The following is a 26,468-nucleotide window of genomic DNA, read 5'->3' as shown; positions in this document are numbered from 1 at the left end:
ATGAGGAGTTGACTATGATCGAAAACAGATTGAATCACCGACCCAGAAAGCGGCTCGGATTCAAGACGCCCCACGAGGTGTTTCACGCCTCGTTAAACCGTGTTGCACCTCGTACTTGAATCCGCCTTGCTAGAATTGATTTATTCATTAGATTTCCAAAAAATGTTATCTTACCAGAACCCACTGCCCGCTTGATTCAGAAGTGACTTTTGGTTTCAAAGTCCATAACATGGCAATGGTCTGTACAACTCCAGCCAAAACAAGACTTGCTGCATCACTCTTCACAAGGTGTAGCCAACGTTGAATTTTTTGCTGAGCTGCCCAATTTCGTCACTCGGCACTTCTTTTTCAGCGATCTATCGCACGCTAGGCGTACTCAAGTCCGCCAGCGCGGCAAACTCAAGCCCCCAAGTCTTGCCCGCTGCCGCATGCGCTTGGTCACCCGCTCCTATTCAGTGTGGGCAATGCTCATTTTTCACGATTCAACTGTCGCAACTCAAGCAGTCACAGCGTTGTCTTTTGACACAATGCTTAAAAGCCAGAAATCGCTTCAAGATGACCCCAAAATAAACTGCTGTAGTCAACGCCCGCCCTCACCCACCAGGGCATAAGGTGCCCAATAAGCCGGGTGGCCAAAACGGGCGTCTTGCATGACCTTGAGCATGCCTCGTTGCAAAGATTGCGCCCGGGTCGATTGATTCTCAGCGCCATAGACCTTGAAGGTCTCGGTAGTGATCATCATGGCGCTTTCGCTTTCGACCGACCAATGCGTGACCAGCAAGCTTTTGGCACCTGCATAAAAGAAACCCCGTGCCAAACCCGACAAGGCCTCTTCGTTTTTGCCATCGGCGCCAGCCGTATTGCACGCAGACAAGATGACCCAGTCCGCATTCATGCGCAGCCCGAGCACGTCTTGCAAAGTCAGCAAGGGCGAGTCATCGCGGGACCCTGAACTGGCCATGGCCAGCGCAGGCTCGGACAGCCCGGGCAAATCACCGGCCAACAAGCCGTGGGTTGCAAACACCACAACCTTCTTGGTTTTGAGCTGGCCACTGTCACTGGACTGCAAGACCGACACCCGCGTGGCCTTGTCGCCCAGCAGCACGTCTGTTGCGGTATTTGATTTCATCAACCGCGCCAGTGCCAGAACTTCATCACGCGTTTCGGGCAATGGCGGCAAGGCGGCATACGTAACGGGGTCCACATGCGGCTGGCTCAAGTCCGCACTGCGCACTGCGCGGGTCGACACCACAGCGCGCACACCGTTTTTTTGAGCGGCTGCCGGGTTCATTGCAAAGGAGGGATCACCCCACGCGATCATGGAGGCTTGGCCAGACACCGTTTTGGGCATCTTGCGCAGTGCAAGCCAGGATTGCGCAGATGAAATTTGGCTGATGGCGTGGTCCTTGATCAACCAAGGAGCATCTTTGTCTGCGCCTTGGGGCCACGGGGCATTGACCAGAACGGCATAAGGGATCTGCCCCAAATCACCGCTGGCTGCGATGATCAATTGCTGAGCACCGGCCATGTAGCTGGCTTGGGGGGCCAACAGTTCTTGGTACAGGCGGTAGGCATCGTCATAACGGAACCTGGGGGCACGCGGCCCCAAGCCCGCCACATCCAGCGATGCGCGCAATCGCTTGACGGTTTGAGCCACCTCACTTTGCGTCAGCGCACTGCGGTGGAAATGCAAACCGCCGTCGGGCCCGACACCAAACACATAGGTCTGGTCTTCTGTGGGCACAATGGCCAAGAAGTATTCCTTGGGTTGGAGCACACTGGCAATGTCTGACGATGTGGGTGTGCGTGGCTGCAACAGCTGGAAATAGTCCGGAAATTCTTTCTCAATTTTCAACTTGTACGCTTTGCGGGTTTTGTCCAGCTCCTGAACCCGCAAACGCATATCGGACACCACTTGGGCTTTGTCTGCCGCAGCCCCCGACATGGATTGGTTGTTGATGAATTGAACCAAAAACGCCAACTCTGACTTGGCATCTTGATCAGCTCGGGCAATCTCGCCCAGTGCGGGCTGGGTGATCGATGCGCGTGCAGCTGCCTCGCCGATGGCTTTTTGCACAGAAGATGAAATCAAGGTGTTGGCCACGACAAAGGCCTGGCCCGCATCGGTCTGTTTGTCCGCCTCGGATGGCTTGGTCGTGCGAGAGAGAAAGCCCAGGTATTCCTTGTAGATTTTCTTTTTGACCTTCAAGTAAAACGGGTGCTCTTGGTTGACGTCGGGCAAGGTCTCCGCGTCTGACAAAGTCTTGAAGGCACTTTCAAACTCGGTTTTGGCCTGTGCCGATTTCGCAGGATTCCTCGACAAAGCCACCGCATACATGCCTCGGCTCAGGCCCGTGGCATAAGCTTGCGCACCGATGTTCGCCACCGCCCAGTTCAGATAGCCCCTGTACCAATTTTCTGCCGCCTGTGTCCGTCCGGTCTGCAAGTAGGCAAAGGCGCGGTATTCGGTCAATGCTGCGATGGGCTTGAGCGCAGGGTCGTTGGCGGTGATTTTGTCCAACTGATCTGTTTGAGCCACGAGGTCTTGCCAACGCTCCAAACCGGCCAAAGCCCTGACCACGCGATTGACGGTCCAAAGCGACTGTGCGGTGTTTTCTTTCAGCCCACTGGCTGCGACCATCGCCTTGACTTTGTTGGCCGTGTCCAGCGAATCCTGAAAACGGCCCTGAATGAAATACAGATCTGCGGTGGTGCGGTACAAATGCCACAAGTGCTGGTCCGTGAAACCGTAGGACGTGAACAGGGCCAAAGCACTGCGCAGAGACTCTTCAGCATCGGATGTCGCGCCCATTTGCATCTGGATCATGGCATGCGAGACTGCCGCATTGGCATGGAGGTTCCGGCTGAAATTGGCCAACCACTGGCTGACAGAACGGTCATGCGAGGCGGCCAATTCAACGCCCTTGGTCAAGCCTTGCTGGCTGAATTTCAACGCTTCGCTATACCGCCCCTGGTATTGGAAATACCGCGCTTGCGTGATGGCGAACTCCATTTGCGCCCTGACTTGCCAATAGCGCCCCTCCGGACCGCGTTGGCGTTTCAAATCCTCAGCAATCAAGGCATTGGCTTCACCGAGCATCCGCTGCGCATTCTGGTATTTGCCATATTCCAGATACGACTCCGCCAGCTTGATGCGCACCCGCATCGCTGCAATCGGCTCTTTGGTGTCCTGGTATATCCCCTCCATGATGCCAAAGCCGTCAGGCGCGGCACTGCCCTTTTCAATGAGCAACATGCCCAAATTCCAGCGAGGGGCCAAATTGTTGGGTTGTGCGCGGTACCACTCTCTAAGGACACGTTCACGCTCATTGCGGTCATTCAACTTGAAGGTAGCCTCTTCCAGCTTTTGGTAATGCAGCCCCACCTCTTTGTCGGCCAATCCCGCAGGCAAAGCTTGCTTGAGCACATCGCGCAACTGAGCCTCTGCAGCAGGAGTCATTTGGGCACCCGAAGGCAACTCTAGAGCAACACACCAAGCAGGCCATGCGAAGGCACACAAAAAACTCAAGGCATATCGAACAATAGACGTTGACCAGCGCTTCATAGGTATCCTTTGCCTGTGAGGCATTCAATGCATTTCATTCCACTTCGATGCGCAACTCACGCTCTGCCAAGCGCTGTTTGGTATCCTGAATTTGCAAGGTCAGACGGTGCTTGCCTTTGGGAATGTTGGCGTTCTCCAACTTGAAACCCTCGGTGGTGATGTGCGCGTATTGGGTCAGGCGCGAGGTGATGTCGAACTTGAGTCCGCCGTACAAGACTTTGAAGCTGCTCGGATCGATGGGCGCGTCGTTTTGAGGCCGGAATGCCACCGCGATGGCAAAAGGGGCCTTGAGTTTGCCGTCGGGCACCGACTCGGGTTGCAAGATGTCGATGAGCGGCATGACTGCACGCGCGCGCAAGATCGGCTGCGCCATGAAGCCAGCTTCGCCTTCAAACTCGATGGCCTCTTGCGGGTTGACCAACCAGATGTCCTGACCACAGGCTGCGTTGCCTGCGCATGCCATCGACAACACCAGACCTGCAAAATGAAACGGCTTCATGGGATCTCCTTGATGGGCAACAAAACGGCACCGTAAGCATCGGAGCACAAGGGGTTGTTGCGCACACTGGCCGGTGTTTGACAGGCTTGCGTGTTGACCAAGCGGGATGTGGTGAGCAAAGCGCCCAGTTGTGCGCGCCCCTCGGCATCGTTGAGCGATGTCAGGAAGGGGCCGGACTTGCGGCCACCCAAGGCGGTCAAATCACGCGGGGCATCGGCCACCATGACCAGCAAGTGGTTGGTGCCCGCAGGACCGGAAGATTTGATGCGCCAGTTGCCTTGAGGCAACTTCAGGGTTTGACCGGCTTCAACCTTGTTGTGCTGGTCCAGATCGTTGGGAAACAGCATGTACAGCGCCTTGCCGTCCGAGCCCGCCAAGGCGGCATACACATAGCCCGCACGGTCTGACTTGACAGAAAACTCCAGCGCATCCTGGCCAATGACCAAGGCCTCCTTGGTCAAGGTGACCTGCACTTTGCGTTTGGCGTTGCGCTGCTCAAACATCTGCTGCAAAGCTTGTTCACCCGTCAACATCTTGATCGGCGCAGCCACCGGGGCTGGGCCGCTGGGCGCGGCCTGCACTGGGGCTGTAGCCACGGGCGCTGGTGTAACAGGTGCGGGTGAAGGTGCAGGTGCGGGTGCGGCAGGTGCAGCCACCACGGGCACCACCACGGCCGCAGGCGGCTTCACAGCGGGCGGCACACTGGCTGTGCTCGGCTTGTTTTCAACCAAGGCCAGCACGGGTTGCATCATGGCTTGCGGCGCAGCTTGGCTGAACCAGGCCGGCACAAAACCCGTGTTGCCCGACAAGACCAAGTTGTGGGGTTTGTAGTTCGTGTCGTTTTGCATGCGACGGTTGATTTTTTCCTGCGCACATTGACGGATCTCATCGATGCTGATGGCGCCCGACCCGTCCAGGTCTTTGGCATCGCGCAACATGCAGTCGCGCATGTACTGCGTGGCCAAGCCGCCTTTTTGTTCATCGTCAAAACTGATTTCGTTGTTGCGGGCCGCAGACAAATGAACGATGTCTTGAGGCAAAGCTCCACGGCTGACTTGTTCATTCACCAAACTCCGTGTTCTGACATTGACCGGGTTGCCACAGGTCTCGGAAGTGCCTGCGAACTTGGGCCGCAAGGCACCCTCATCGTTGACATTGAGCACACCTCGCGTGCGCGCTGCAACCGTTGGCGGCACCAGACCGCCCGAGTGGCAAGCGTCGTACATCACAAACAACTTGTCGGTTTTTTGCGTGATGGAGGCCAGCAAATTGGCCATCTCCTTGTTGGTGATGGTGCCCTTGCTCATGCCGTCATACGGCAACAAGGCCTCCACACAACCGCCCGCCTGCGGGTCTTCATAGCGCGTGCCATGACCGGAGTAATGGATGAACACACGGTCGCCATCTTGCACACGCTCATTCAAACCTTTGAGCGCGGCGCGTATGTTGTCGCCCGTGGCTTGGTCATCTTGCAGGTACTGGATATTGCCCTCGGGCACTTGCATGACTTGCGCCATCTGGGTGGCCGAATACCGGTCAAGCTTGGTGCCCGGCAAGGGCGGCACGCTGGGGTCGCCGTATCGCCCCACACCGATGATGAGGGCATGGCGGTTGATGCGTGGCGCAGCCGTGGGGATGCCGCGCACGCCCAGCGTCAGGGCGTTGTTGCCGGCCGCCTCGCGACCGCTGGACAAGCCCGCCACGGCCGAGGCACCCGCCTGCATGTTCAAGGCGCTGGCCCGCACCCAACCCGAAACCTTGCCCGAAGGGTTGTTCATTTCCACCAGCACCCAACCGCCTTCTACCGACAGCACGCGCACGGCAGCGCCAGCGCTGAGCGGGGTCAAGACAGCCGCTGTGGCCAGCTTTTCTGCTCTGAGTTCAGCCGCACGGCTGACGGTGGCGTTCTGCGCGCCCACACCCGTTGCAAAAAGAGCCAGACCCAAGAGCCCATAACGAATGAATTGAGACATGGTGGAACTTTTCATGAAGAAACCGGTGGTTGCAATGCCGTCCAGCCTGCCAAAGCCAGATGCGTGACAACGTGGCGCGCAGCCTGCGCCGACAAGCCAGGAGGCACCAAAGCGATGTCGCCTTGACGAACCGTCAGCCTTTGGATTGCGCGCAACAGCAAGGGCTGTGCACGCAGCAGTTGCGCATGCGGGCCCACAATGGCCAAGCACGGCGCAAACGGACGCCAACGTGCGGACAAATTGTCCCCAGGTGTTAAATCCAGTGACACCAAGCGGCAGTCTTGGGCCGAGGCTTGCAGGCACATCATCAAACGGTCAAGCTGGTCATCGCTCCAGGTCTTATCAGACACCCAGGGCAGTACCGCAAGGTTGTTCGTGTGGTCTGGCAAATCGCCACACCAGTGCCGTTTGCGCAGCGTGTACCAGAACTTGAGCACGGCCAAAAACAAAATGGCCAAACCTGCAGACAAATGCAAATCGATGAATGCATGCTCGGTGTGCAGACTGGCAAAGCCAATGCCCAGCAACACACCGGGCAAGACCAGCATGGCCGGTGCCAGGGACGACACGCTTCGGTGGTGGCTCCACAAGGCAATGCCTGCACACATCAAAATGGCCACCACAGCACCCGCCCATTGGGGCAACTCCCAGATCGCCCGGCGGTGCAAGGCGTTGTCAATGCCTGTGGCCAGCGACTCGACACCGGCTTGGGTGCCCGACAGGGGCGTGGGGTGCGTGTCATGCAAGCTTGGAGCCGTAGCACCAATGATCACGATCTTCCCGGCCATGGACGGCACCTTGGGGTTGGCTTGTCCGCCATCGGCCTGCTCAAACAGATCGGCAAAGTTCACACGCTGGTACGTCATTGCCGTCTTGCGCCAATGAATCAAGGTGTCATCGCGCGTAGCTTCTGACGACCCCATCTGATGGGGCTTGCGCTTGAAGTGGTCCAACCAATAGCCATACGCCGCAGGATCGACCGCGCGGGTCACACTCATGGGCAAGGAATGGATGATGCTGCCATCGCCCAAGCGCTCAAAGTAACGGTACCGCCGCAGCATGCCATCGTGGTCTACATACCCGTTGTTGAAGCCCAGCGGCTGCGCTGCCACATGTGGCAAGACAGGCGGGATCAAAGCCAGTGTGGCATCTGCAGCAGCACTTGGAGAGCGGGCCTGCGCCCACAATCCGGGCAAATGTTTTTGACCCAGATCGCTCTTGCCATCGTTGACCATGGGCAAGCGCACCACACTGAAATGGCTGTGTTGACTCCTTTGGGCGGCCTGGTCCATCGCCGCGTCACCGCCTGGGCTGAGCCTGTCGGCATCCGAAAAAACAATGTCCCACACCACCGCTGCGGGTTGTTGGCTTTCGATGTGGTCCAGCACCGTGGCCAGGGTATCGCGCGGCCAGGGCCAACGGCCAAACTCGGGCGCCATGCGGGCCAGGGCCGATTCGTCAATGTCCACAATCACGATGCGTTCATCGTGGGGCGCTGCCCGCAAACGCGCACGCACCATGGCGTCGTAAGTGGTCTGTGCCATGCCCCCGCTGACGCTCAGAAAAAACACATCCAGAATCACCCAGGCAGAAAAGGCGAGCACCAAGCCCGTGAGCACCCAACGGTCCGGCCAGGAAGCCAGACGCGACAGCAGTGCCCGCTCCACAGCAGCCGCGAAGGGCTGCTTGGCTTCAGTCGAGGTTGACAATGCGCACCCGGCGGTTTTCTGCGCCCAGAGGGTTGGCGGCATTGGCCAGTTGTGTCGAGCCCTTGCCTGCCGCCGTCAAACGGGCAACGGTCACACCGTTCTTGACCAGGAAGGCCTGCACAGCCTCGGCGCGTTGTTGGCTCAACTTCTGGTTGTAGTCTGCCTGGCCTTTGGCATCGGTGTGCCCCTCCACCGCAAACTTGGAAGGTGCCAACTCTGGCGAGTTCAGCGCGTGCGACAAATTCAACAGCGCTTGCTGGCTTTCAGAACGGATCTGAGCCGAATTGAAATCAAACTGGATCAGCAAGGACAAAGAAGGCTTGACGGCTGGCACCGCCGTCGCCGTCGTTGCAATGGCATTGCTGGCCGTGGATATCTGCGCTGAGGCATTGTTGGTATCCGCCACAGGAGCGGCGGTGGTTTCGACCGTCAAGTTGCGCAAGCTTCGCAGACGAGGGACCGGGGCTGGTGCCTTGAGCTGCTCAATCATCTGCTGCGCACTCGGTACCGCCGTTTGTGCATGTGCGCATGCGCTAGCCCATGCGGCAAGCCCAACCAACAGGATTTTCAATGTCGTAGTTTTCATGACTGTTATCGCTTTGACAATTATCAGTACGATTATGTGCTGTCTCGCACAGAACAATCATTTCAAAAATTCCAAAAATTGAAATGAACATTTATGTATCCATTTATACGTTTTTCAATAATGTCCCAGCCACATGAAGTTTGAATTGCCCTTGTTTGTCAGTCATGCGCTTATACAGGTCAACATTCCATAACAATTCAGTAGAATCGCCAGATGAAAAACATCAAAAGCCCTTTTGCTTCAGCCTATTTGCGGTTTTTGCAATTGGCACGTGCTGTGCAAGCCTTGCCGGAAGGCGAAGAGATGGATGCCAACGAGTTGGCATTGCTGGAGGCCATCGTGCTGCGCTGGCACGAAGACAAGCCCATGACCGTGCGTGAAGCGATTGGCCTGGAGCGCTTAGGGTCGCCCGCCACCTTGCACAAGCGGATCACCCGTTTGCGTGACAAAGACATGCTCGGCACCTTGAACCTCGATGGTGACCGCCGTGCCAAATACTTGACGCCAACCCAGCGCAGCTTGGCCTATTTCGACCACCTCGGAAAGTCCTTGACGCAGGTCCATCAAACGACGTCGGCATGAGATTTTCGTTGCGACATGCGGCTGAGGCTGCGGTATTGAGCTTGATCAGCGCCGCCCTGTTTGCGGGTTTCTTTCGACTCAATGAATTGATCTTCTCCGGCCTGGAGCACAGCCAGGGCGTGAACTGGATTTTTTTGCCTGCAGGTTTTCGGGTCTTGCTGGTTTTGGGCATGGGTTTGCCAGGTTGCGTGGGCATCTTTGTCGGCACGCTGTATTTGGACCAAGCCCATCTGCTGCACGGTCATGCCACGACCACTTTTATGACCGGTATCGTTTCAGGTTTCACCCCTTGGCTGGTGATGAAAGTCATGAACCATTGGCGCCTGCTCAGTGCTGACTTGAAAAACCTGACCCACCACCAGCTGCTCAACTTCACTCTGATCTATGCCGCAGCCAATGCCGTCCTTCACCAATGGCTGTGGTCACTGAACAAAGTCCACGACCACCAAATGTGGATTGAACTGTGGCCCATGTTTGTCGGCGATCTGCTGGGCGCGCTGTTGATGCTTTATGCGTTCAAAGGCCTCCTGCGCATGGTCAGACCCGGCACCTCATCCAGCAGCTTCTGACAAAAAGAGCGCCTGCAAATCGCTCAAGAAGTCAAAACCGCGCTCGGTGGGCCAGACGCGGTGCAAGTCGCGGTCAATCAAACCCAAGCGTTCGGCTTCTTGCAGGCCTTTTTGAATGCTGGTCAGGGCCAAACCTGTGCGGTCCACATAATCGCTCAAAACAAAGCCTTCGCGCAAACGCAGCGCATTGAGCATGTATTCAAAGGGCAAGTCTTGGCGCGATACCTCGGTGTTTTGCGTCACGGGCTCGCCCTTCATGGCCTGCTGCATGTACAGCGCAGGCTCACGGTAGCGCACCTGCCGCACCACGCGGTGCGCAAAACTCAGCTTGCTGTGCGCGCCCGCGCCAATGCCCAAATAGTCACCAAACTGCCAGTAGTTCAAGTTATGTGCGCATTGATGCCCGGGCTTGGCGTAGGCAGACACCTCGTAACGTGACAGGCCTTGGGCCGAAGTCAGCTCGGTGATGCGGTCCATCATTTCGTAGGCCAGATCGTCTTCGGGCAAGGTCGGCGGAAACTTGGCGAACACCGTGTTGGGCTCGATGGTCAGGTGGTAGATCGAGATGTGCGGCGGTGCAAACGCCAGCGCGGTTTGGATGTCCTGCGTCAAACCCGCCAGTGTCTGCCCGGGCAAGGCGTACATCAGGTCCAAGTTGAAGGTGTCAAACACCTGGGCCGCTTCGGTCACCGCAGCCAAGGCCTGATCGCGGTCGTGCACGCGGCCCAGCGCCTTCAGGTGCGCGTTGTCAAAACTCTGCACGCCAATTGACAAACGGGTGATGCCAGCCTGACGGAAGGCCTTGAATCGGTCTTTCTCGAAAGTGCCGGGGTTGGCCTCCATGGTCACTTCGGCATCGGGGGCCAAGCGCACACGGGCACGGATACCACCCACCAAGCGGTCGATGGCTTCGGGATCAAACAAGCTGGGCGTGCCGCCACCCAAAAACACCGTCTGGATGCTGCGCCCCCAGATCAGGGGCAAGCTCGCTTCGAGATCGGCGAACAAGGCGTTGATGTAAGCATCCTGCGTGGACGCCGCATCGTCGCCCGAGCGAAATTCGTGCGAATTGAAATCGCAATACGGACACTTCTTGAGGCACCAGGGCAAGTGCACATACAGCGACAGCGGCGGCAAGGCGTTGAGCTGCAGCACGCCTGGGCGCATGGCGTGAACAGGATCCAACGGGTTCATGCTGCTACAGGGCTTGTGGGTGCGTCCAGCCAGCGCTCACGCATCAAGGCCAGCATGGCCTGTGCAGCGCGGCCCCGGTGGCTGTTGGCGTTTTTCACCGCCACCGGCAACTGGGCAAAAGTCTTGCCAAATTCGGGGATGAACATGATCGGGTCAAAGCCAAAGCCGTTGCTGCCCAAGCGCTCACGGGCGATCTCGCCCACCACACGACCCACCGCAATCAGGGGCTCCGGATCATCGGCGCTGCGCACCGCCACCAGCGTGCTGACCATGGCCGCACGGCGCTGGTCAATGCCTTGCATTTGCTCGAGCAAAGCCGTCACGTTGTTGTCGTCGCTCTTGGCATAGCCAAAGCGGGTGGCGTAATACGCCGTGTCCACGCCGGGCTGCCCGCCAAAGGCGTCTACGCACAAACCGGCATCGTCGGCCAAAGCGGGCAAGCCACTCAGCTGCGCCGCATGGCGGGCTTTGGCCAAAGCGTTTTCCACGAAGGTGCGAAAAGGCTCTTCGGCTTCGGGAATGTTCAGCTCAGACTGGCGCACCAGCGTCATGTTCAGCGGCGCGAACATGGTTTGCAGCTCGGCCAGCTTGCCCGCGTTGTTGGAGGCGAGGACGATCTTCATGTTCAGGCGCTGAAGGTCAAGGTCTTGGGCTCGTCGTGTGCCTGGGTTTGCAAACGCACCAGTTGGGCAATGCCTTGTTCGGCCAAGGCCAGCATGCGGTCCATCTCGACGCGGGTGAAGGCCACGCCTTCGGCGGTGCCCTGCACTTCCACAAAGTTGCCTGCGCCGGTCATGACCACGTTCATGTCGGTGTCGCAAGCCGAGTCTTCGGGGTAGTCCAGGTCCAGCAAGGCGGTGCCGTCTTTCAGTCCCACCGAGATCGCCGCCACGCGGTCGATGATGGGGGACTCTTGCAGCTTGCCGGTGGCCATCAACCACGCCACCGCATCTTGCGCGGCCACAAAAGCGCCGGTGATGCTGGCGGTGCGGGTGCCGCCGTCGGCCTGCAGCACATCGCAGTCCAAGTGGATGGTGCGCTCGCCGAGCTTCTTCAAATCGAACACGGCACGCAGCGAGCGGCCGATCAGGCGCTGGATCTCTTGGGTGCGGCCGCTTTGTTTGCCCCGTGCGGCTTCGCGGTCGCCACGGGTGTGGGTGGCGCGGGGCAGCATGCCGTACTCGGCCGTGACCCAGCCTTCGCCGCTGCCTTTTTTGTGACCGGGCACCTTCTCTTCGACCGAGGCGGTGCACAGCACGCGGGTCTGGCCAAACTCGATGAGTACCGAACCTTCAGCGTGGATGGTGTAACCGCGGGTCATGCGCACGGGGCGCAAAGCATCGGCCGCACGGCCGGAACGAACATAAGTGGTCATGAGTGTGTCTTTTGCGGATGGTGTGATGCGGGGACAGAACGGGGTGGCGGGCGAGTTTGCGATAATGCCCTGTTTCATGCATTGCCAAGCCTTTCGGGGCCTGTTCAAGGCAATTGCCCCAAGCCGGTGTTCGGCCTGCGGCGCGAAGGAACCAGTTCAATGTCAGTTTACAGTATGACCGGCTACGCCAGCGTGCAGCACAGCACGCCGGTTGTGGACGGGGAAACCCCCGCCAGCACAGCGCCAGCGACCCGCCTGGGGCTTGAAATCCGCTCGGTCAACAGCCGCTTCTTGGACCTGAGTTTTCGCCTGCCCGAAGAACTGCGCCAGCTCGAGCCGGGCCTGCGCGAGCTGATCACCCGCCAGATCAAACGCGGCAAAGTCGAAGTGCGTGCCAGCCAAGACAGCGCCGACGGGGCCGTCCTGCAAGCGCCCAACCACCAGACTTTGCAAAAAATCGCGGCCCTGCAAGACAAGATCCAGGACTGGCTGCCCAAAGCCCGCGAGCTGAGCGTGGCCGATGTGCTGCGCATGAGCGCAGGCAGCCACAGCCAAGCCGCCCCCGACGAAGCCGCCTGGATGCAAGTGGCCACCCAAGCGGTGGAGGCCCTGCGAGAAGCACGCGCCCGCGAAGGCGCCCGCCTGACCGAGATGCTGCAAGGCCACATTGGCCAACTGCGCACTTTGGCCGAATTGGCCGGCCCCCTGGTGCCCCAGCTGGTCGAGCAGCAGCGCCAGCGCTTTCTGGAACGCTGGAAAGACGCCATGGCCCTGGCCGACGGCAGCCACTTGCCAGAGGCGGCCCAGGACCGGGCCCTGACCGAGGCCACCGCTTTTGCCATCCGCATCGACGTAGCCGAAGAGCTGACCCGTCTGCGCTCGCATCTGGACGAGATTTCGCGCCTGCTCACCAAGGGCGGCGACATCGGCAAACGCTTGGACTTTCTGATCCAAGAGCTGCACCGCGAGGCCAACACCCTGGGCTCCAAGTCGGCCGTGCTGGAGATGACCCGCATTTCTGTGGACATGAAGGTGCTGATCGAGCAAATGCGCGAACAAGTCCAAAACATCGAATAAAGCCCACCCCATGGAATACCCAGGAAACCTCTTTGTCGTGGCCGCCCCCAGCGGGGCGGGCAAATCCAGTCTGGTCAAAGCCCTGATGGCGCTGGACTCGGGCGTGCACCCTTCGGTGTCGCACACCACCCGCGCCCCACGTGGCCAGGAAAAGCATGGCCGCGAATACTTCTTCGCCTCACAGCAAGAATTCGACGCGATGGTGCTGGCCGATGCTTTTGTGGAATGGGCCAATGTGCACGGCCAGCGCTACGGCACTTCCAAAAAGATGATCGAAGAGCGCATGAGCCAGGGCTCGGACGTGGTGCTGGAGATCGACTACCAAGGGGCCATCCAGATCAAGCAGATGTACGCCAATGCGGTGCTGATCTTCATCTTGCCCCCCAGCTGGGAAGAATTGCGCTCACGCCTGGAGCGCCGTGGTGAAGACGCACCCGACATCATCGAGTTGCGCTTGAATAACGCCGCTGTTGAGCTGGCCCAGGCCAAAGAATTCGACTTCGTTATAATCAATGAAGTTTTTGAGCGTGCTTTGTTTGACCTCAAAGCCATCGTTCATGCCCAAAGGCTCAAATACGTTGCCCAGCGAAGAGCCCGCGCTGACACATTCACAGCGCTGCATCTCGCCTAAATCTCTGAAGGAAACCACCATGGCCCGCATCACCGTTGAAGACTGCCTGGAACAGATCCCGAACCGCTTCCAATTGGTTCTGGCTGCCACCTACCGCGCTCGCATGCTCAGCCAAGGCCACACCGCCAAAATCGAGAGCAAGAACAAGCCTGGCGTGACCGCACTGCGCGAAATCGCCGCGGGCAAAGTCGGCATCGAAATGCTCAAGCGCGTCGTCTGAACCGCTGCACCCATCCGGTTCACACCGGACCTGCCAAAAGCCCCAGCGATGGGGCTTTTTTTCGCCTGTTTCCCTCTGAGACCTGCGCTGCTTCAGTTACATTGATGCCATGAGCGCCGCCCTGCCCCCTTCTTCAAACTCTGGCCCCAGCAGCCCCAAGGCAGTCAGTCCCGCCATGGCCAATGCAGCGGCTGCCAGCTTTGCAGCGTTGACGGCTCGGCTCGACTACTTGAGCCCGCAAGACGCGGACATGGTCCGCAAAGCCTACCGCTTTGCCGACGAGGCCCACCTGGGCCAGATGCGCAAAAGTGGCGAGCCCTACATCACCCACCCGATTGCAGTGGCTGCGCTGTGCACCGAATGGAAGCTTGACGCACAAGCCCTGTCGGCCGCCTTGCTGCACGACGCCATGGAAGACTGCGGCGTCACCAAATCCGAGCTGATCGAGCGCTTTGGCGCGCCCGTGGCCGAACTGGTGGACGGTCTGACCAAGCTGGAAAAGCTGGAGTTCAACACCCGCGAAGAAAACCAGGCCGAGTCCTTTCGCAAGATGCTGCTGGCCATGGCCCGCGACGTGCGGGTCATCCTGATCAAGCTGGCCGACCGCACCCACAACATGCGCACCATGGGCGACATGCCGCGCAGCAAATGGGGGCGCATCGCCTCTGAAACCCTGGAAATTTACGCACCGATCGCGCACCGACTGGGTCTGAACCAGATCTATCGCGAGCTGCAAGACCTGTCCTTCAAGCACCTGCTGCCCTGGCGGTATGCGGTGCTGACCAAAGCCGTCTCGCGCGCCCGCAACCGCCGCCGCGACTTGATTCAAAAAGTGCAAGGTGAGGTCGAAACCCTCTTCAAGCAAGCCGGCATGGATGTGCGCATCAGCGGACGCGAAAAAACCCTGTATTCCATCTACAAAAAGATGGACGACAAACACCTGAGCTTTGCGCAGGTCACCGACATTTATGGCTTTCGTGTCATCGTGCCCACGGTCATCGATTGCTACACCGCCATGGGATTGCTGCACCAAATTTACAAGCCCGTGCCCGGCAAGTTCAAGGACCACATCGCCATTGGCAAGGTCAACGGCTACCAATCGCTGCACACCACCTTGGTCGGCCCCTCTGGCGTGAACGTCGAATTTCAGATGCGCACCGAAGCCATGCACTTGGTGGCCGAGTCCGGCGTGGCCGCACACTGGCTCTACAAAGAGCACAGCGCTGCCAGCGCTCAGTCTGAACGCTTGGGCACACAGTGGCTGCAGTCGCTGCTGGACATCCAAAGCGAAACACGTGACGCTGCAGAGTTTTGGGATCACGTCAAGGTGGATTTGTTCCCCGATGCGGTGTATGTCTTCACGCCCAAAAGTCAGATCATGGCCTTGCCGCGTGGCGCCACGGTGGTGGACTTTGCGTATGCCATCCACAGCCGCGTGGGCGACCACGCCATGGCCGCCAAAATCAATGGCGAGCAAGTGCCGCTGCGCACCGAGCTGAAAAACGGCGATGTGATCGAAGTGATCACCGCGCCCGTGTCGGCACCCAACCCCGCATGGCTGGGCTTTGTGCGCACAGGCCGTGCGCGCTCCAAAATCCGCCACCACCTCAAGACCATGGCCCAGACCGAGTCCATCGACTTGGGCGAAAAACTGCTCAACCAAGCCCTGCGTGCCGAAGGCATCGAACAACTGCCCGGCGACGACGCCAAGATCCAACCGCTGTGGGACAAACTGCTGCGCTTTACTGGCAACCGCAACCGTGCCGATCTGCTGATGGACATTGGCTTGGGCAAACGCATCGCCAGCATCGTGGCCAAACGCTTGGTGGTCTTGCTGGGCGAGTTGGGTCAAAAACCCGACGCCCTGCTCATGACGCGTGAACGCTTCACCGCCCACGAAAAAGTCTCGCAAGGCGCCATCACGCTGGACGGCAGCGAGAACGCCTCGGTGGTCTACTCACCGTGCTGCCGCCCCCTGCCTGGCGACGAGATTGTGGGCTACCTGGGCCGAGGCGAAGGCCTGGCCGTGCACACCCGCCAATGCCAAACCGCCCGCAAGCTGGAACACAAGGACAGCGAGCGCTTCATTGGCGTCGAATGGTCCGACGAGCCGGTGCGCAACTTTGAAACCAGCATCGCGGTCACCGTGGTCAATGGCAAAGGCGTGCTGGCCCGGGTGGCAGGCGCATTGGCCACTGCCGAGGCCGACATCGTGCACGTGGACATGGGCCACGAAACGCCGCAAGACACGGCCGATTTGCGCTTTGTGGTGGCCGTGCGCGATGTGACACACCTGGAAGGCGTGCTGCGCCAGCTCAAGCGCACACCGTCGGTCATCCAAGCCGAGCGGCAGCTGAACAAGGGCACCTCGCCTGCTTGATGCAGGCTACCTGATGCAAACTGCCTGATGCGCGGCGTGGGATGCACCCGGTTTGATTTACCCCGCCTTGACCGGGTATGCAACCTCCAGCACCTCGATCAGGATCACCCCTGAAGGCGTGACCAACTTCAGCTCATCGCCCACACGCGACTTGAGCAAGGTGCGCGCAATCGGCGAGATCCAGCTGACCTGCCCCTGCAAACTGTCGGCTTCGTCAATGCCCAAAATGGTGACGGTGCGCTCCACACCACTGCCCTCGACATACGTGACCGTGGCACCAAAGAACACTTGATCACTGCCGTGGTGCACCGAGGGTTCAACCACCTCGGCCACTTCCAGCCGCTTGGTCAGAAAGCGGATGCGGCGGTCAATCTCGCGCAAGCGTTTTTTGCCGTACAGGTAGTCACCGTTTTCCGAGCGGTCGCCATTGCTGGCGGCCCAGTGCACGATCTCCACCACTTTGGGGCGCTCGACATCGATCAGTTCAAACAACTCGGCACGCAAACGGGCATAACCCGCAGGCGTCATGTAATTGCGCGTGCCGCTGGGCAATGCAGGCAAGCCCAGATCGTCGTCATCGTCCTGATCGTTTTCTTTGGTGAATGCTTTGCTCATGACGTGTTGGCCAATGATGCGAAAAATGAAACCCACAAAGAGAAAAAGCCCACAACTTTCGTTGTGAGCTTTTCAATATGGTGCGGCTGGCAGGAATCGAACCCACGACCCCTTGGTTCGTAGCCAAGTACTCTATCCAGCTGAGCTACAGCCGCGCTATGCTTCGAATTATAGCGGCATTTTTAGCCGCTTTCGGAGAGCCGCCAAAATTATTGCCAGTAAACGGCCGACATGTCGTTGGCAAAAACAGGCGAGCTGGACCACAGCCCTTTGAGGCCTTTGCGGTAGACCGCCGTGTTGGATGCATTGAACAAGAACACGTTGACCGCATCGTTCGCGATCTGGCGCTGCATGTCGCCAAACAGCTTGGTGCGTTCTTTGCCCGAAGCCTCCGAATGCTTGGCCGCCAGGTCGCGAAAAGCCTTGCTGTCGTAACCCCAGTAATAGCTGGGGTTGGCGTAGTTCATGTAATCGAGCGGCTCCACATGGTTGATCACCGTCAGGTCAAAGTTGCCTTTGAAAGTGCCGCCCAGCCACTGGGCCCATTCCACGTTTTCGATTTTGGCCACGATGCCCACTTTGGCCAACTGCGCCGCCAAGATTTCGCCACCCTTGCGGGCATAAGGCGGTGGGGGCAAAGTCAAGGTCACGTTCAGCGGTGTCTGCACACCGGCTTCTTTGAGCAAGGCTTTGGCTTTTTCGGGGTCAAAGGCGTACTGACCGCTCAACTCCACATAGCCGACATCGGTCGGGGCCATGTGGCTGCCGATCGGCTTGGCCAGACCTTCAAACACGCCGTCGATGAACGCTTTCTTGTCGATCGCGTGCGACAGAGCACGGCGCACGCGCACATCGTCAAACGGCTTCTTGCGGTTGTTGATGGTCATGATACCCTTGCCGGCCGTGCTGCCGACTTCCACCACAAAGCGTTTGTCGGCCTGGAACTGCTTCAAGCTCTGGGGCGACTGAAAGCGCGGCATGCCGTCGATGTCACCGGCCAACAAAGCAGCCACTTGGGCTGCCGAGTCGTTGATGAAGCGGAAAGTGACCTTCTTGATCTTGATGGCCGCAGGATCACGGTAGCTGTCCGACTTGGACAGTGTCACCGCCGAGCCCTTGGACCAGTTGTCCAGCTTGTAGGGGCCCGTGCCCACCGGCTTGGTGGCGGCATTGGCGGCGCTGTTGGGGTGCAAGATGACGGCGGTGTTCTCGCCCATGCGGAACAAAAAGTTGCCGTCCGGGTTGTTCAGCACCAGCACCACGGTATGGGCATCGGGCGTCGAGATGTGGCTGATGTTGTTGAACACCGCGCCCTTGGCCTTGTTGGTGCTCTTTTCGGCTTTGGCGCGCTCGAAGCTGAACTTCACGGCTTCGGCATCGAAGGCCGAGCCGTCCGAGAACTTCACGCCCTTGCGCAGCTTGAAGGTGAAGGCTTTGCCATCGGCGTCCATTTTCCAACTCTCGGCCAGCAGGGGCGACACCGAGCCGTCCACGTTGATCTTGGTCAGGCCTTCAAAAATGTTGTAGTGCACGATCTCGCCAATGGCCGCAGCTGGGGCCATCGTCGGGTCCAAGCTGGTGGGCTCCAAAATCATGCCCAGCACCACGGTGTCTTTGCGGGTTTGCGCCAGCGACAAGGCGGGCATCAAGGCCAGACTGGCCGTGGCCAACAGCGCCACTGAACAGGCTCCCAGCCAACGGCGGGAAATCGATCGGTCATTTTTCATCTTGGCTCCTCTATGAGGCGGCTCCCATGACCGGGGACCGCCGATAACAAGGCACGAGTGTAGGAGTGTTCGGGCCGTTTAAAAATTTGTTCTGCCAAGGCGTGTTCCACCACGTGTCCGGATTGCAACACCAGCACATCGTCACACATCAGGTTGACCACTGCCAAGTCGTGGCTGACAAAGAGATAGCTCAGGCCATAGCGGTCTTGCAGATCCATCATCAGGTTCAAGACCTGCGCTTGCACCGACACATCGAGCGCACTGACCGGCTCATCGGCCACGATCAAAGCTGGGCGGGTGATCAAGGCCCGAGCGATCGCGATGCGCTGGCGCTGCCCGCCCGAAAACTCATGCGGGTATTTGTCCAGATCGGCGCTTCTGAGTCCGACTTCGCTGAGCGCCAGTTCAGCCCGCTCGCGCAGCTCGGCACGGCTCAGGGGCCCGCTCGTGGACAGGCACGCCAACGGCTCGGCCACGATGTGCAGCACCTTTTGGCGCGGGTCCAGCGAGCCATAAGGGTCCTGGAATACCATTTGGAAACCACTGCGCGCACGGCGCAAATCGGCAGCGCTCAGCGCATGCAGGTCCACGCCATGCATCAACACCTGGCCGGCAGTGGGCACATCGAGCGCCATGACCAAACGCGCCAAGGTCGACTTGCCCGAGCCCGACTCGCCCACCACGCCCAGGCTTTTGCCGGCCTGCAGAGTGAAGCTCACGTCCGATAAAGCCTGCACCTGCGCTGGCGCAGACCACAGCGCGGTGCGGGGCAAGGCAAAGTTTTTGCCCAAATGCCGCACTTCGAGCAAAGGCGTCGTGCTCATGACAAGCTCCAGCGCGGGCAACTGACGAGATGCGCTGGCCCATCAGCGGTTGAAGGCGCCATGCGCTGCACTTCGGGTGGCGCCACACGGCAAGAAGCCGCCACCTTGGGGCAACGGTCGGCAAACGCACAGCCTGCAGGCCAATCCACCAAGTCGGGCACGCTGCCTGCAATGGTGGTCAAGCGGGTGCCGCGTGCCAGCCCCAGCCGGGGCCGCGCCGCAAACAAGCCTTGGGTGTAAGGGTGCGCCCTGTGTGCAAACAACTCGGGCGTGGCCGCGCTCTCGACCACAGAGCCGCCGTACATGACCATCACTTGCTCGACCTGGTCGTGCATCAAGCCCAGGTCGTGGCTGATCAGCAGCAGGCCCATGCCGTCTTCGCGCACCAATTGCTGAATCAGCGCCAGCACTTCTTTTTGCACCGTCACATCCAGCGCCGTGGTCGGCTCGTCGGCAATCAACAAGTCGGGGCTGCAGGCCAAGGCGATGGCGATCATCACCCGCTGACGCTGACCGCCCGACAACTGGTGCGGGTAGGCATCGAGCCGCTCGCGGGCACGGGGCAATTGCACGCGCTCCAGCAGCGCCAGCGCACGGGCCTTGGCCTGGGCTGCACCCATGTTTTGGTGCAAGGGCAAAGGCTCGGCGATTTGTTTCCAAATCGGGTGCAAAGGGTTGAGCGCCGTCATCGGCTCCTGAAAAATCATGGCCATGCGGGCGCCGCGCAACTGGCACAGCTGCGGCTCGGCCATGCCCACCAGCTCGGTGCCGTTCAGGCGCATCGAGCCACTGACTTGCGCACGCTCAGGCAACAAGCCCATCAGCGCCAGCGCGGTGAGCGATTTGCCGCAACCGCTCTCGCCAATCAGGCCCAGCGTCTGGCCCTTGGCCATGCTGAAGGACACGCCGCGCAAAGCCTGCGCCCAGCCCCGCGCTGTGGGCAAGCCCACACGCAAATCCTTCACGTCCAACAAAGCGGGTGTCATCGCATTCACCTTTGCCGCGCCAAGCGGGGGTCGAGCACATCGCGCAAGCCGTCGCCCATCAGGTTCAGGCCCAGCACCGCCAAAGCGATGGCCACGCCCGGGTACACCGCCAGCAGCGGCGCCTGGAACATTTGCGATTGCGCCTCGTTGAGCATGCGGCCCCAGCTCGCTTGTGGTGGCTGCGTGCCCAAGCCCAGATAAGACAAAGCGGCCTCGGCCAAGATGGCCATCGCAAACTGGATGGTGGCTTGCACGATCAGCACGCTCAAGATGTTGGGCAACACATGGTCGAAGGTGATGCGCCAGGGCCCTTTGCCCGCAGCATGCGCGGCCAAAGTGTAGTCACGCGACCAGACCGCCTGCGCTGCGCCCCGCGTGATGCGTGCGAACACCGGGATGTTGAAAATACCGATCGCCACAATGCTGACCACCAGGCCTGGGCCATAAATCGCCGTCAGCATGATGGCCGAGAGCAGCGCCGGAAAGGCAAAAGTAAAGTCCGCTGCCCGCATGACCAACTCCTCGACCCAGCCGCGCCGCGCCGCAGCCAGCAAGCCCAGGGGCACACCCGCGCCCAAACCGATGCCCACCGCAATGAAGCCCACCAGCAAAGAGTTCTGACTGCCCACCAGCAACAAGGACGCGATGTCGCGGCCCAGGCTGTCTGTGCCCAGCCAATGCGCGGCACTGGGCAAGGCCAGTTTGTTGGGAATGTCGATGTCCCCCACCGGGTAAGGCGACCACCACATCGACAGCAGTGCGCTCAAAATCAGCAAAGCCACCATGCACCCGCCCGCCACAAAGCTGGGGTGCCGCCGGGCACGTGACCAAAAGCTTGGCTCAGCCATGGGCCACCTTCAGCCGCGGATCGATCCACGCGTACAGCACGTCAATGGCGAAGTTGATCAAGATCACCAGGGCCGACAGCAGCATCACCACATCGCGCACCACGATCAGGTCGCGGTTGGCAATGGCCTGAAAAATCAAGCGCCCAATGCCGGGCAAGACAAACACGTTCTCGATCACGATGGCGCTGGTGATCAGGTTGCCAAACTGCAGACCCATCACCGTCAGCACCGGGATCATGGCGTTGCGCAGCACATGGCCCCACAAGACCTGTCGCCGCGACAAACCCTTGGCTCGCGCCGTGCGCACAAAGTCTTCGCGCAGGGTGTCCAGCACCGCCGAGCGCGTGACCCGTGTGAGGATGGCCGTCTGCACCGCCGCCAGCGCCATGGCCGGCAGCACCAGCGCTTTCAGGGCCTGCCCCACACCGCCGCCGCTGTCCTCGGTCCAGCCCGGGAAGCCGCCCGCGCTCACCCACTGCAGGTGCACCGCAAACAGCAAGATCAGCAAGATCGCCAACCAGAAATTCGGCAAGGCCAGCCCCAGCTGGCTGAGCGTCATCACGCCCACATCGCCCGCCTTGTTTTGTTGAGAGGCCGCGTAAATGCCGACTGCCAGTGCCACCGCCACAGTGAGCACCATGGCCATCACGGCCAAGGGCAAGGTGACCTGCATGCGCTCGGCCATGAGCTCGGCCGTGGGGGTGTCATAAGAAATGCTCAGGCCCGTTTGCCCTTGCAACAAGCCGCCCATCCAGCGGGCATAGCGCACAGCTGCGGGCTGGTCCAGGCCCAGTTTTTCTTCCATGGCGGCGGTGGATTCAGGCGTAGCGGTCTCGCCCAAAATCACTTGCGCCGCATTGCCTGGCAACAGCTCCAGCACGGCAAACACGATGACCGAGGTGGCCACCAAGGTCAGTGCAAAACTGATCAGTCGTCTGAGAATGAATAATGGCACGCTCTCGCCTAAGATGAATGACCGCCGACAACACGAGTTCGACATGACATCGCCAAAGATTGTAAACACCGCCACCGGCTCCATCGTGGACGTGCCGGGCCTGCAAGTGGGACATTTCACCCACAGCCAGCGCCCGACCGGCTGCTCGGTCGTGCTGGCCCCTGCAGGCGCCGTGGGCGCGGTCGATGTGCGGGGCGCCGCCCCCGGCACCCGCGAGACCGATTTGCTCGACCCGTCCAACCTGGTCGAGCGGGTGCACGCCGTGCTGCTGAGTGGCGGCAGCGCCTTTGGGCTGGACGCGGCCTGTGGCGTGATGCGCTGGCTCGATGAACACGGCATCGGCTTTGAAACCGGCTACGGCCGTGTGCCCATCGTGCCGGCAGCGGTGCTGTTCGACTTGCCGGTGGTCCGACCTGGCGACCAAGCCCACATTCGGCCCGATGCCGACGCCGGTTATGCGGCCTGCCAGTCCGCCTCCAGCGACATGCCCGCCGCAGGCAATGTGGGCGCAGGCGCGGGTGCCAGTGTGGGCAAACTGTTTGGCCTGAACCGTGCCATGAAAGGCGGCATCGGTAACGCCAGTGTGCGCGTGGGCCCTTGGGTCGTCGGCGCGCTGGTGGCGTGCAATGCCATTGGCGATGTGCTGGACCCGGCCACCGGACAGGTCATCGCAGGTGCCCGCACGGCAGACGGACAAAGCCTGCTCGACACCCAAGCGGCCTTGCTGCGTGGCGAGCGCAGCACACGCCCGATGCCTGGTACCAACACCACCATCGGTGTGGTCGCCACCAACGCCAGCTTGAGCAAAGCGCAAGCCAAGCGCTTGGCCGTCAGCGCACACGATGGCCTGGCCCGCAGCATCCGCCCCGCCCACACCACGCTGGACGGCGACACCCTGTTCGCCCTGGCCACCTGCAGCGAAACAACCGCTCCCGATTTGATGCTGCTCACCGTCATGGCTGCTGAGGCCACTGCCTTGGCCACAGTGGATGCCATCTGCCAGGCGCGGGGGATGACAACGACTTTGGGGGTCTTGCCTGCAGCTCCAATAAATTTCCCATGATCGTATTGGCGCTGGATATACACAGCTAACACTGTCAACTTAACGATGAAGGACTTCACAATGAAGCTTGCGTCTGCTGTCCTGATCTGCGCAATGACCTTGGCCACATCCGTTGTGCTTGCCCAAGAAAAAATAGGCATCGTCCTGTTGCATGGCAAGCAAGGAGGTGGGCCGAGAGACAGCTCACTGGATTCGCTGCATCAAAAAATGCAGGCGTCTGGCATGGTGGTCATCAAACCCGAGTTGCCATGGTCTTTCAGCCGCTTCATCGACGGCAATTGGAATGCGGCAATGTCTGAGATCCATGCGCATGTTCAGAAATTGAAAGAAATGGGCATCAAGAAGATCGCCTTGGTTGGACACAGCCTGGGCAGCCCTGCAGCCATGAGCTATGCAGCAAGATATCCCGGTGAAGTTCATGCCTTGGGATTGCTGGCGCCAGGGCATGTGCCTTACTACTACAGCTTGTGCATCCCCTATTCACCGATCAAACAGTGCGGCGTCAAGGACGGCGTGGAGCAAGCGCGCAAAGAGATAGAGGCAGGCAATGGCGACAAAAAGCAAGCGCAAGTGGACATCAATCAAGGACGGCGCAATGTGGTGTGGATGACTGCACGTGACTACCTCAGCTATTTTGATCCGGCATCCGATGCCGAGATGGCCATCACTGCGCCCAATATACCTGCCAACGTCCCTGTGCTCTGGGTGATCGGTGACAAGGACTACCTGATCCGAGAAGGACGGACATATGTTTTTGACAAATTACCTGCCAACAGCAAGAGTCAATACTTAGAAGTTTTCGGCAACCACCTCTCTACGCCAGCAGTGGCCTCCGATCAAATCGTCCAATGGCTCAAAGCCGCATTGACCGATTGATGCATCGTCAGTGCGTTGACGGTCAACCACAACATAAAAAAACGGGCTTGCAATTTCTCGCAAACCCGCATGGACAGTGGTAGGGCGTCACGGACTTGAACCGTGGACCAAAGGATTATGAGCACTAGGCTCAAACCAAATTCCACAAATCGCACAGTGACTAGCAGCGTGACAGGCTGCTGGTGTAAGCGTTCTTGCCCTGCCCTACACGCCGCAAAAGTTGGGAGCGTGTCAGAAAGTATTTGCGCTATGCCTGTCATTCGTCTCAACTTCATTTTTCGAAATTCTTTGTAATTTCAAGTTCAAAATCACTGATTGCGCGTGGTTCTGAGACATTCATCGTTTCGAACGCAGCGCAACACAGCCAAACGTTTCAAAGCGCCGCTGCTTTGCGCTGCTGATCAAGGTTGCGGTCGGCCTCACGTTGCTTACGTTGCTGTTCACGTTCTTGTTGCAATCGTTGCTTGTCACGTTCGACGTTCTGCTTGAGTCCGTTTATACGTGCCTGCGACAACGTCATTGGCTGCTTCGGTTTGATGGGTTTGATGATGATTTCTGTGATACGCATCAAGTATTTATGGTGCGCATACAGAGCCCATATCAGCCATTCAACTCCGTGTAGTTCAACACGCTGCCCGTGCCGTACTGAGCTTCACCAAGTGACTTGGCTTCAAAGGCGTTGCCAGCAAACACGATGGTGTGTGCCGTTGCGCCATTTGCCAAACGCACCCACAACTGCCATCGCTTCATTTCCCAAACCCATCGCGGAGTTTCTTTGCAGCGTTTTCAATGGCTGCATCAAGATCACCGTTTTCGACGGCTGTTTTGACAACTTCAAGCACGCTGACAATTTCGCTTTTCGCGGAAACTTCCACAGCGTACTTTCCCTTTGCCAACTCCAGCACCTTTGGACCAAAGCGCACGCTCAAAGCCAACTTTCCGTTGTCCGCTGTGAACCACCACGCTTTGATGCGCTTGTTCATTTCCACTTGCTTGCGCACGCCCGTTTCTTTGTCCGTGTACGAACGGAACTTGATGGGTGCAAACGTCGTGCCTGCTTGTTCGGCTTTCGCAAGTTCGATCTGCTCCCAAATGCGTCGAACCAATTTGTTGCGGCGTTGCTGTACAGGCGGCAGGGATGTGGGCTTTTGTGCCGCAACCAATTTCAATGTGTTCAAAGTGCTCATTGCTGATGTCCTTTCGTGTAGCAATGAACAAACTTTATTGTCGGACCGTTGGTCTGAGCAACCGGAATTTGTCGAGTCCAACTGATTTGCTCAAACCCCTAGAAAACCAGCAAATATTCACCCAAGAAATGCTGGCCTTCCTTTGGTCTTTGCTAAATAAACTGACAGGCAAATCGACACACGGTATTTGTGCTGCCATTGATTACTACTGGAAAAGATGAGTTGCGTCCTCAAGTTGTTAGACGCCCTAAAACTGGACATTGGTGTCGCAGGGATTGGAAATGTTGAGCAGTAGCAGCGACTTGTTGTCACTACCCACGAAGGATGCCGTTGGATGTTGCTAGCCAATTGACGCAAGGAATTTCATCAAGCACAAAGACGATTGAACATAGTTCATTGCGTTACGAGCAAGCCCTGCCCACACAGCAACTTGCGAACACTGCGATTGGTTAGCACTTTGGCCGTCGCAGACGTTGCGTTTCAAAGTAGCACGTAAAAGGAGAAAGCGAAACCGCCCTTACCAGCAATGGTTGTGCTGAAGTGCTGTGGTAACGAACTCACCAAAAGAGTCCCATCCACATTGAGCCCTTGTGTTGGCTCAGTGTGGGTTGAATCTACCAAAAGTGTTTCAGTCAATTCAGATGTCCGCTGTTCAATGCTTTCAGATTGAATGTATGCGAAGCAAGTGGTGTGAGCGTCAGCGAAACACAAGCAAACGCAGTTTGCTTCACACAGACCCCAAACATCACATCAATCAAACTTTCGTATGACCGCTTGCTTGTTCAACCCGTGTTGTGGCAAATCACCACTGATCTAAATCACCACCACACGCAAAAATTGCAGCGCAGTTTTTTTGTACGCAAGGGATAAAACTGGGTACAGGCACGCAGCAGCACATCGTGACCTGCCCCCTCTGAGCCGTACCAAATCGATGGAACGAAGTCCGCTAATTTTGGAGAATGGCGGATATGAAGACCACACGATTTACCGACGAACAGATCATCGGATTCCTCAAGCAAGCTGAAGC

General features: G+C 58.8%; 26 protein-coding genes and 1 tRNA gene. 8 read left to right on the top strand and 19 right to left on the bottom strand.

Annotated features, from left to right (window positions below; genetic code table 11):
- Window positions 1–580: 580 nt before the first annotated feature.
- The 5 genes from B9Z52_RS16965 to B9Z52_RS16945 all read right to left on the bottom strand — a co-directional run bounded on the left by B9Z52_RS16965 (window position 581) and on the right by B9Z52_RS16945 (window position 8,332).
- Window positions 581–3,460 (bottom strand): CHAT domain-containing protein, encoded by a 2,880-nt coding sequence (locus B9Z52_RS16965; RefSeq protein ID WP_158270580.1) that lies wholly within the window; start codon window positions 3,458–3,460, stop codon window positions 581–583.
- Between the two features lie 139 nt (window positions 3,461–3,599).
- The gene (locus B9Z52_RS16960) at window positions 3,600–4,064 is read right to left on the bottom strand and encodes a hypothetical protein (RefSeq protein ID WP_108415026.1); all 465 of its coding nucleotides are present in this window, start codon (window positions 4,062–4,064) and stop codon (window positions 3,600–3,602) included.
- Complete coding sequence (locus tag B9Z52_RS16955; protein WP_158270579.1) at window positions 4,061–6,037, bottom strand: caspase family protein; 1,977 nt, start codon at window positions 6,035–6,037, stop codon at window positions 4,061–4,063. Before B9Z52_RS16955 ends, B9Z52_RS16960 begins: the two co-directional genes overlap by 4 nt.
- Before the next feature lie 11 nt (window positions 6,038–6,048).
- Window positions 6,049–7,746 carry a CHASE2 domain-containing protein gene (locus B9Z52_RS16950; RefSeq protein WP_158270578.1) on the bottom strand — a complete coding sequence of 566 codons (1,698 nt, stop codon included), beginning with the start codon at window positions 7,744–7,746 and terminating at the stop codon, window positions 6,049–6,051.
- A complete protein-coding gene (locus tag B9Z52_RS16945) occupies window positions 7,730–8,332 on the bottom strand; it encodes an OmpA family protein (RefSeq protein ID WP_233252005.1) in 603 nt (200 codons plus the stop codon). Before B9Z52_RS16945 ends, B9Z52_RS16950 begins: the two co-directional genes overlap by 17 nt.
- 213 nt (window positions 8,333–8,545) lie before the next feature.
- Between B9Z52_RS16945 and B9Z52_RS16940 the strand changes: the two genes are divergently transcribed.
- Complete coding sequence (locus B9Z52_RS16940; protein ID WP_108415023.1) at window positions 8,546–8,914, top strand: hypothetical protein; 369 nt, start codon at window positions 8,546–8,548, stop codon at window positions 8,912–8,914.
- On the top strand, window positions 8,911–9,483 hold the full coding sequence (locus B9Z52_RS16935; protein WP_108415022.1) for a hypothetical protein: 573 nt from the start codon (window positions 8,911–8,913) through the stop codon (window positions 9,481–9,483). The genes B9Z52_RS16940 and B9Z52_RS16935 overlap by 4 nt, the downstream gene beginning before the upstream one ends.
- Here B9Z52_RS16935 and hemW read toward each other — a convergent pair.
- Genes hemW through rph form a run of 3 tightly spaced genes read right to left on the bottom strand, consistent with a single transcriptional unit; the run spans window position 9,466 to window position 12,052 of the window.
- Complete coding sequence (gene hemW / locus B9Z52_RS16930; protein WP_108415021.1) at window positions 9,466–10,677, bottom strand: radical SAM family heme chaperone HemW; 1,212 nt, start codon at window positions 10,675–10,677, stop codon at window positions 9,466–9,468. The genes B9Z52_RS16935 and hemW overlap by 18 nt on opposite strands.
- Window positions 10,674–11,300 (bottom strand): RdgB/HAM1 family non-canonical purine NTP pyrophosphatase, encoded by a 627-nt coding sequence (gene rdgB / locus B9Z52_RS16925; RefSeq protein WP_108415020.1) that lies wholly within the window; start codon window positions 11,298–11,300, stop codon window positions 10,674–10,676. Before rdgB ends, hemW begins: the two co-directional genes overlap by 4 nt.
- A 2-nt stretch (window positions 11,301–11,302) precedes the next feature.
- Window positions 11,303–12,052, bottom strand: coding sequence for a ribonuclease PH (gene rph, locus B9Z52_RS16920; RefSeq protein ID WP_108415030.1), 750 nt, complete (start codon window positions 12,050–12,052; stop codon window positions 11,303–11,305).
- 159 nt (window positions 12,053–12,211) lie between these two features.
- On the opposite strand from rph, the gene B9Z52_RS16915 reads away from it, so the two are divergent.
- The 4 genes from B9Z52_RS16915 (at window position 12,212) to B9Z52_RS16900 (ending at window position 16,360) form a co-directional block, all read left to right on the top strand.
- Window positions 12,212–13,129: a YicC/YloC family endoribonuclease gene (locus B9Z52_RS16915; protein WP_199222132.1), complete on the top strand. Its 918-nt coding sequence runs from the start codon at window positions 12,212–12,214 to the stop codon at window positions 13,127–13,129.
- Between the two features lie 10 nt (window positions 13,130–13,139).
- Window positions 13,140–13,760 (top strand): guanylate kinase, encoded by a 621-nt coding sequence (gmk, locus tag B9Z52_RS16910; protein WP_108415018.1) that lies wholly within the window; start codon window positions 13,140–13,142, stop codon window positions 13,758–13,760.
- A gap of 19 nt (window positions 13,761–13,779) precedes the next feature.
- Window positions 13,780–13,980, top strand: a complete 201-nt coding sequence (gene rpoZ, locus B9Z52_RS16905) for a DNA-directed RNA polymerase subunit omega (protein ID WP_108415017.1) — start codon at window positions 13,780–13,782, stop codon at window positions 13,978–13,980.
- A 109-nt stretch (window positions 13,981–14,089) separates the two neighbouring features.
- A complete protein-coding gene (locus tag B9Z52_RS16900) occupies window positions 14,090–16,360 on the top strand; it encodes a bifunctional (p)ppGpp synthetase/guanosine-3',5'-bis(diphosphate) 3'-pyrophosphohydrolase (protein WP_108415016.1) in 2,271 nt (756 codons plus the stop codon).
- 57 nt (window positions 16,361–16,417) lie between these two features.
- Here the strand turns inward: B9Z52_RS16900 and greB are convergent, their stop codons facing one another.
- The 7 genes from greB to B9Z52_RS16865 form a co-directional block, all read right to left on the bottom strand.
- On the bottom strand, window positions 16,418–16,975 hold the full coding sequence (gene greB, locus B9Z52_RS16895) for a transcription elongation factor GreB (RefSeq protein ID WP_108415029.1): 558 nt from the start codon (window positions 16,973–16,975) through the stop codon (window positions 16,418–16,420).
- Window positions 16,976–17,053: 78 nt separating this feature from the next.
- Window positions 17,054–17,130 (bottom strand) — tRNA-Arg (locus tag B9Z52_RS16890).
- Between the two features lie 54 nt (window positions 17,131–17,184).
- The gene (locus B9Z52_RS16885; RefSeq protein ID WP_108415015.1) at window positions 17,185–18,702 is read right to left on the bottom strand and encodes an ABC transporter substrate-binding protein; all 1,518 of its coding nucleotides are present in this window, start codon (window positions 18,700–18,702) and stop codon (window positions 17,185–17,187) included.
- Window positions 18,699–19,526 carry an ATP-binding cassette domain-containing protein gene (locus B9Z52_RS16880; protein WP_108415014.1) on the bottom strand — a complete coding sequence of 276 codons (828 nt, stop codon included), beginning with the start codon at window positions 19,524–19,526 and terminating at the stop codon, window positions 18,699–18,701. Before B9Z52_RS16880 ends, B9Z52_RS16885 begins: the two co-directional genes overlap by 4 nt.
- Complete coding sequence (locus tag B9Z52_RS16875; RefSeq protein WP_108415013.1) at window positions 19,523–20,512, bottom strand: ABC transporter ATP-binding protein; 990 nt, start codon at window positions 20,510–20,512, stop codon at window positions 19,523–19,525. Before B9Z52_RS16875 ends, B9Z52_RS16880 begins: the two co-directional genes overlap by 4 nt.
- 5 nt (window positions 20,513–20,517) lie before the next feature.
- Window positions 20,518–21,360: an ABC transporter permease gene (locus B9Z52_RS16870; RefSeq protein ID WP_108415012.1), complete on the bottom strand. Its 843-nt coding sequence runs from the start codon at window positions 21,358–21,360 to the stop codon at window positions 20,518–20,520.
- A complete protein-coding gene (locus B9Z52_RS16865) occupies window positions 21,353–22,315 on the bottom strand; it encodes an ABC transporter permease (RefSeq protein WP_108415011.1) in 963 nt (320 codons plus the stop codon). The genes B9Z52_RS16870 and B9Z52_RS16865 overlap by 8 nt, the downstream gene beginning before the upstream one ends.
- 43 nt (window positions 22,316–22,358) lie before the next feature.
- Here B9Z52_RS16865 and B9Z52_RS16860 point away from each other — a divergent pair, with 43 nt between their 5' ends.
- Entirely contained in the window at window positions 22,359–23,378 is a 1,020-nt protein-coding gene (locus B9Z52_RS16860; protein WP_108415028.1) for a P1 family peptidase, read from the top strand.
- Window positions 23,379–23,477: 99 nt separating this feature from the next.
- Window positions 23,478–24,254 (top strand): alpha/beta fold hydrolase, encoded by a 777-nt coding sequence (locus B9Z52_RS16855; RefSeq protein ID WP_158270577.1) that lies wholly within the window; start codon window positions 23,478–23,480, stop codon window positions 24,252–24,254.
- A 373-nt stretch (window positions 24,255–24,627) separates the two neighbouring features.
- Here the strand turns inward: B9Z52_RS16855 and B9Z52_RS16850 are convergent, their stop codons facing one another.
- The 4 genes from B9Z52_RS16850 to B9Z52_RS18175 form a co-directional block, all read right to left on the bottom strand.
- Window positions 24,628–24,822 (bottom strand): hypothetical protein, encoded by a 195-nt coding sequence (locus B9Z52_RS16850; protein ID WP_108415009.1) that lies wholly within the window; start codon window positions 24,820–24,822, stop codon window positions 24,628–24,630.
- Window positions 24,823–24,854: 32 nt separating this feature from the next.
- Window positions 24,855–25,004: a hypothetical protein gene (locus tag B9Z52_RS17915; RefSeq protein ID WP_158270576.1), complete on the bottom strand. Its 150-nt coding sequence runs from the start codon at window positions 25,002–25,004 to the stop codon at window positions 24,855–24,857.
- Complete coding sequence (locus tag B9Z52_RS16845; RefSeq protein WP_108415008.1) at window positions 25,001–25,441, bottom strand: DUF6641 family protein; 441 nt, start codon at window positions 25,439–25,441, stop codon at window positions 25,001–25,003. The genes B9Z52_RS17915 and B9Z52_RS16845 overlap by 4 nt, the downstream gene beginning before the upstream one ends.
- A gap of 818 nt (window positions 25,442–26,259) precedes the next feature.
- A partial coding sequence (locus tag B9Z52_RS18175; RefSeq protein WP_233252004.1) for a hypothetical protein occupies window positions 26,260–26,468 on the bottom strand: 209 nt, incomplete at its 5' end.

The sequence above is a fragment of the Limnohabitans sp. Jir72 genome, assembly GCF_003063575.1.
Taxonomy (GTDB): Bacteria; Pseudomonadota; Gammaproteobacteria; order Burkholderiales; family Burkholderiaceae_C; genus Limnohabitans_A.
This window is presented reverse-complemented; position numbering and strand designations above follow the sequence as displayed.